Below are 6373 nucleotides of genomic sequence, written 5' to 3'. Positions count from 1 at the left end.
GTTTATAGAAAGAGCGATAAGCTCATTTTGAAACTGACGAGATAAAATATCTCTTGTTTGATTTTGCAAGCAAAATCGTTTTACTCACTCGTTGTTCAGTTTTCAAAGATCAAACATTCTTCTCTTGTTGAATCAACTCATCGCCTTATCAACTCTTATATTATATCATTTCCAAACCAACTTTGCAAGCATTTTTTAAATCTTTTTTTTGTAACATTCGCTCGCTATATTGTATTTCTTGGCCGGAATTAGAATATACCATATACAAAATCAGTTTGCAAGCATTTATTATATACAAATTTCGCTATACTCTATTTATTATTGTTTTCCTTCTATATAGTAGCCCCTTTGTTTATACCCGTGGCTAACTACAAAAAAGAACCTCCTCCCTTAAACAACAGGAAAGAGGTTCTGTATTCTATATCTACTTATTATTCGGAGCCCATAAAGGCAAAGCGGATCACTACAATAATGGCAAGCACCCACATGAGCCAGTGAATCTTAACTTTATTGCTGGTAAACAGATTACTAAACACAGCCAGCACAACGTAAGACAGAATACCAGCAGAGATACCATTCGCGATTCCACCTGTAAAAGGCATCAGAACGATGGTCAGAAACGCAGGAAACGCCAACAGGAAGTTATCCCATTCAATGTTGCGAACCTGACTCATCATTAACACCCCAACGATAATCAGAGCTGGCGCAGTAGCCGCAGAAGGCACAACCAGAGCCAAAGGTGCAATAAAGAGGGCCAACAAGAATAGAACGCCTGTTGTTACAGCAGTCAGACCGGTACGTCCGCCTTCTTCTACCCCTGCGGAGCTTTCTACGAATGCTGTAATAGTACTTGTACCCAATACTGCACCGGTACTTACGCCAACAGCATCCACCAGCATCGCTTTACCGATAATTTTCTCGCCTTTTTTCTTATCCTTCATTATACCCGCGCGTGTAGCCGTACCTACCAAGGTGCCGAACGTATCAAACAACTCTACAAATGTGAAAATGAAAATAATATCAAACAGACCGATATGCAAAGCCGCCTTTAAGTCTAACTGACCTACTGCTAAATTACTGAAATCAGGAATCCAGTGGCCTGTTGTCAAGCTACTCAGATTCGTTACCCCCATCGGAATACCGATCAATGTAGTAGCTACGATCCCAATCAGCAAAGCACCTTTAACCCGAACGACCATCAGTGCTGCGATAATGAGCAATCCGATTAGCGCCAGCAGCGCATCCTTTTGATGTACCAGACTACCCAGAATCAAATTAAAAGCATGACCCGGAACCGGTTGACCAACATCTGTCCCTGGAACGATACTCACCATAACCAGATTACAAAGCTTGAAGCCAACAATCGTAATAAACAAGCCGATACCTACTGTGATAGCTGTCTTTAAATTTTCCGGAACCGCAACAAGCAGCATCTGCCTTACTCGTGTCACGGTTAAAATCAGAAAGACGATACCGGATATAAATACAGCGCCAAGTGCCGCTTGCCAAGTAATCATACCATTGGAACTCAAGACTACAGTCATAAAATAAGCATTTAAGCCCATACCCGGTGCCATACCGATCGGTACATTAACGAACAACCCCATCAGAATGGTAACTAAACCTGCACCTACTGCCGTCGCAAAAAAGACAGCTTCGCTGGGCATACCCGCTCCAGTCGGCCCTAAAAAGGTATTGTTGACCACCAGGATATAAGCCATGGTCATAAAAGTAGTAATCCCCGCAATAATCTCAGTGCGGACGTTCGTGCCATGTTCCTTTAATTTAAAGAAACGCTCCATGAGTCGTAATTCCTCCTACGCAAAGCATACTCGTATTGTTGTCGTTCAATAGCTGTAATATTCGCATTCATATACGCTATATTACATCCGTTATTTTAGGCTCTCGCCTACTGCTTGTCAACAGAAAAAGCGAATGTTACAAATTAAACACATATGTATTGTTCGGAAAACAGAAAACCCGCAAGCTCTTATACAGCTGACGGGTTTTCATTTAGGGGAATCAGATATTTTTGTACTTATCAAAGGCATTCGCTGTGTCGCGTATATTTTCCAGATAAACGATCTTACCTTCCGCATCCAGCCGGGCCTTGTCCACTCCAGTAAGCTTTTTCAACTGTTCATACCTTGTTTTCGATCACCATTCAATACAAACTCAATCTTTTCGAAAAAAAGCTGATTAATCGTTCTCTAATCTAAAATCTCCATCGAGTGCAATTCCTTTCGCGCTGTATATGTGTGTATGCGTCCTTATGAGAAAGTTATTGCAATTTTACCCACAGCGTGGTGGGTCTCACTTAAAGCGTGTGCGTCATACAAACCCTTTTGCGAAAAAGGAAACGTAGCTCCTACTACCGATCTTACTTTCTTTTGCTCCAACAGATCGGCAATTTCCTGTAGTTGCTGTCCGTTGGGCTCCAGCCATATATTTTTGGCCGTTACGTTGTACTCCTCCACCAGCTCTTCATCAAAATTGCTGACAATGGATATGATCCGTCCAGTATCCCTTTTCATTACCTTAAAGCTGTTCTTCTGAACATCCCCGCCCATCGTATCGAACACCACGTCCACATCAGATAAAACTTCCTCAAAACGAGTTGTACGATAGTCAATGATTTGGTCGGCTCCCAATGAGGCAAGCAGTTCATGATTACGCTCACTGGCTGTAGTAATGACATAGGCTCCGGCTTGTTTGGCAAACTGGATCGCAAACATGCCTACGCCACCTGCACCTGCATGGATTAATACCTTTTCCCCTTCCACCAGTTGACCATGTGTAAAGAGCGCCTGCCAAGCAGTCAACCCCGCCAATGGTACAGATGCGGCTTCCTCCCAAGAAATTGTGGCAGGTTTGCGTGCCAGCAGGTGATCATCCACCAAGGTATACTCGGCATAAGTACCGAACCGGGTGGTATCCGGGCGTGCAAACACTTCATCTCCCACTTTCCAATCGGTGACCTCGCTACCTACTTCCGAAACAGTGCCGGCTACATCCCAACCTAAAATAATCGGGAACTCCCAATCCATCATTTGTTTTAAATAACCTTCACGCAGCTTCCAGTCAATTGGATTGATGGAGGTAGCCGCCACTTTGACTACGACCTGATGAGCCTGTGGTGTAGGAGTAGGTACTTCTCTTTCTTTCAATTCATCCTTGCTTCCATACTGATCTATAACGATGGCTTTCATATTCATTTCCTCCTCGCACATTTTACATATTCTTCACATTGCTAGACATACGCTGTAGCACATCTGTCAAAGCCACAATTTCCTCATCTGTAAACTTACATAGCAGCTTTTCCTGAAAGGCTTGTCTTTGCTCTGACAAAACTTGCAGCTCTTGAACCCCTAAGTCGGTTAAACGTATATAAGTCACACGCTTATCCTGCTCTTTTTTACTGCGTAAAATCAAACCTTCCTCTTCCAGCCTTTTCAGATGTCGGGTCACTGCTGCACCATCCAGAACGAGCAAATACTGAAGTTCCAGCTGGCTTAGTTCCTGACGCTGAGCAATATGGTACAAAATTTCGACCTTGGTAAAGCTGGTTTTTAACTGTGCTTCAAATGCGTTATTCATTTCTTTACATAATAGATGCATGCGATAAAACAACTGGCTTTTTTCAGAGCAATGTTCGATGTCAAACCCTCCTTCGTATAATACTTGAGGTATCAATTGATATATCAAGTATTATACGCCCTTACTAAAAATATACAAGTCTTTATATACAATCGCTCCAATCACAAAAAAAATGCTCACGCTAAACGAATAGCCTGAGCATCCCCATAAAAAAGATCACGTCCGCACGGGGGTTCATTTTCTCATAACGCTCACACATCGGTTCAAAGCCCCCGCTAGCTACACTGCTGCCGGATATGCCATGATTCTCAAAGGTTTGGAAGCCCAGTACTTCACTGACGATATGCGGGTAAGGCTTTTCTCATCACGTAATTCATATCCAAACGTAATGCTATCGCCCAGAAATACGGCATGTCTACCTTAGTACTTGCCCTGATTAGTTGCAATCAATTCCTCTCCTACTCTATTAGATCGTATTATTGATTTCGATAAATTTATGTTCAATCGCTGTCATCTCGTGATTTGGGCGGGATATTAAATATGTATCCATGTAGCCAAAGGTTGGGGGAGTTGGCAAATAGGATGTTACTTTGAATTGCCGCGCCAGCTTTTTGGACATAAGGGTGATTCCCATTCCCATCAAGGCAAATTCCACCATCGTATCAAACACACCGACCTCCACAACCTCGCCATGGGTCAATTGCATGTCCTGATACATCTTCTTTAAATGCGTTAGGTACAGGCAGCCATCCGACAATATGATAATAGAAGCTCCTTGCAGCACCTGTTTGAGATCCGAGCCTTCATGTATACCTTTCCCCACCAGCACCAGCTCTTCACGGCATATTTTTTGATAATGAATATACGGGTTGGTGGGATACCCTGTAACAAAAGCAATATCGAGCTCGCCGTCGAGGATCAATCGCTCCATTTCCGTGGTGGTTCCGGTTTTTAATGTAACCGAGGCCTGCGGGTACAGCTCGTATACCTTCGTAAGCGCCCTTGTTGTTTCCCCCGCAACAATGGACTGCATCGTACCGATGCGCAGCTTTTCCTCCTGCGGTCTCATTTTCATCTCCGTGTCTTGCCACAGCAACAACATTTGCTTGAACTGAGCATATAGGATTTCTCCTGCAGGTGTCAGCTCCATACCACGGGGCTTTCGGTAAAATAACGCTGTGCCGTAATGGGCCTCCAGCTTCTTTATTTTGGCCGTCATATTCGATTGCAGGTGATTCAGCTTTTGGGCAGCTTCTGTCAGGCTTCTCAGCTCTGCCACCGAAACGAATGCCTGCATATTTTCAATATCCATCCCTTCTCCTCCCATCAAATAAAATGATATCTATATCATAAACAAGCATTATTATTTATGAGTTAAGTGTATTATATTGGCCTTGAGCGCTATTTTCCACCCTCATTTTAAAAATCAGGAGGTATGGCAACATGGTCAAAAAGAAGATTCGTGCAGGTGTCGTAGGAGGTTCGATGAATAACAAATGGGCCAGTCAAACGCATATTCCGGCTTTGCTCCAGCACCCGAACCTGGATATCACAGCCATCGGTACTTCCCGTATGGAGAGTGCACGAAAAAGTGCAGATGAAGTAGGGGCGGCACTGGCTTTTGATGATACAAAAAAGCTCGCAGCTACCGAGGACGTGGATATGGTCGTGGTGAGCGTAAAAGTTCCCCATCATTACGGAGCGGTAATGGCTGCAATTCAAGAGAGAAAGCATATTTTTTGTGAATGGCCCCTGGGGGCGAACACTGCGGAAGCTGCTGAAATGGCCAAGGCGGCAGAACTGGCGGGCATTCATCATACCGTCGGCTTGCAGGCACGACAGGATCTTGAAGTGCAAACGATGAAAAAACTGGTGGAAGACGGGACGATTGGTGAAGTTCTATCCTGTCATATGCAAGTAGCTACTCGCGGCAAAGGAGGACAGATAGCTCAGGACACTGCTTATTTGCTGAACAGAGCCAATGGTGCTAATCTGCTGACGATTAACGGCGGGCATTCTCTGGATGCGCTGCAATACATCGTTGGCGAATTCCGCGAGCTATCGGCCATCACATCATCCCGTTATAACGAAGCCACTATTCAGGAAACGGGTGAAGTCATTCCCAAGGATACATCCGATCAGATTCTGATTCACGGGCTGTTGGAAACAGGAGCACCGGTATCGGTTCACATTCAGGGTGGAGTGAATTCTAAATTTGAGATAGAGATTCAGGGGAAAAAGGGCATTTTGCGTTTGACACAGAATCCTTCGCTTGGGCATGTTCAATTTGGCAATCTAACACTAGAAAAACTTGTGTACGATCCAAGCAGTACGCAGAGTCATGGTCCTAATGGCGCTTTTGAACAAATAAGTATAACTGCTGAGCCTGATGGCGGCCTGGATTTCCCAAAAGAAGGGGTAACCCTGAATGTAGCCAAGGCTCATCATGTATTTGCCGAGGATATTTTGACGGACACCCGTCTCGCTCCCGATTTCAACCATGCCTTAAAGCTGCATCAGCTATTGGACCGCATTGAGGAGTCGGCTGCAGCCGGGAAAAAGGTCGTATGGTAAGGTAGATTTGTAAAAAAGAACCTTCAACACTGTTACTATCCCTTTTGAGTAGACAGTTAGGAATAAGCCCCTTACTGTATATATGGTCAAGACCCCATTTTATAGACACTGAAAAAAGACCCTAGACTATAAGCTGCTTCCGGTACTCTTTCGGAGGCAGCTTATTTAACTTTCGTTGTGGTCGATATTGGTTGTAAAATCG

At 44.2% G+C, this 6373-nt stretch carries 5 protein-coding genes; 1 reads left to right on the top strand and 4 read right to left on the bottom strand.

The annotated features are described in order from the left end of the window. Positions 1–431 precede the first annotated feature (431 nt). The 4 genes from AC6EJC_RS26740 to AC6EJC_RS26725 form a co-directional block, all read right to left on the bottom strand. A complete protein-coding gene (locus tag AC6EJC_RS26740; RefSeq protein WP_444956508.1) occupies positions 432–1802 on the bottom strand; it encodes an NCS2 family permease in 1371 nt (456 codons plus the stop codon). A 468-nt stretch (positions 1803–2270) separates the two neighbouring features. Further along, the gene (locus AC6EJC_RS26735; protein ID WP_444956507.1) at positions 2271–3209 is read right to left on the bottom strand and encodes an NADP-dependent oxidoreductase; all 939 of its coding nucleotides are present in this window, start codon (positions 3207–3209) and stop codon (positions 2271–2273) included. A 22-nt stretch (positions 3210–3231) separates the two neighbouring features. Continuing rightward, positions 3232–3705: a MarR family winged helix-turn-helix transcriptional regulator gene (locus AC6EJC_RS26730; RefSeq protein WP_444956506.1), complete on the bottom strand. Its 474-nt coding sequence runs from the start codon at positions 3703–3705 to the stop codon at positions 3232–3234. 358 nt (positions 3706–4063) lie between these two features. Beyond that, on the bottom strand, positions 4064–4909 hold the full coding sequence (locus AC6EJC_RS26725; protein ID WP_444956505.1) for a LysR family transcriptional regulator: 846 nt from the start codon (positions 4907–4909) through the stop codon (positions 4064–4066). Positions 4910–5040: 131 nt separating this feature from the next. On the opposite strand from AC6EJC_RS26725, the gene AC6EJC_RS26720 reads away from it, so the two are divergent. Next, positions 5041–6171, top strand: a complete 1131-nt coding sequence (locus AC6EJC_RS26720) for a Gfo/Idh/MocA family protein (RefSeq protein ID WP_444956504.1) — start codon at positions 5041–5043, stop codon at positions 6169–6171. Positions 6172–6373 lie beyond the last annotated feature (202 nt).

Source organism: Paenibacillus sp. TY11 (assembly GCF_059772165.1).
This window is presented reverse-complemented; position numbering and strand designations above follow the sequence as displayed.

Coding starts and splice junctions, on each gene's coding strand:
- AC6EJC_RS26720 (WP_444956504.1), top strand. CDS start 5,041: ATGGTCAAAAAGAAGATTCGTGCAGGTGTCGTAGGAGGTTCGATGAAT.
- AC6EJC_RS26725 (WP_444956505.1), bottom strand. CDS start 4,909: ATGGATATTGAAAATATGCAGGCATTCGTTTCGGTGGCAGAGCTGAGA.
- AC6EJC_RS26735 (WP_444956507.1), bottom strand. CDS start 3,209: ATGAAAGCCATCGTTATAGATCAGTATGGAAGCAAGGATGAATTGAAA.
- AC6EJC_RS26740 (WP_444956508.1), bottom strand. CDS start 1,802: ATGGAGCGTTTCTTTAAATTAAAGGAACATGGCACGAACGTCCGCACT.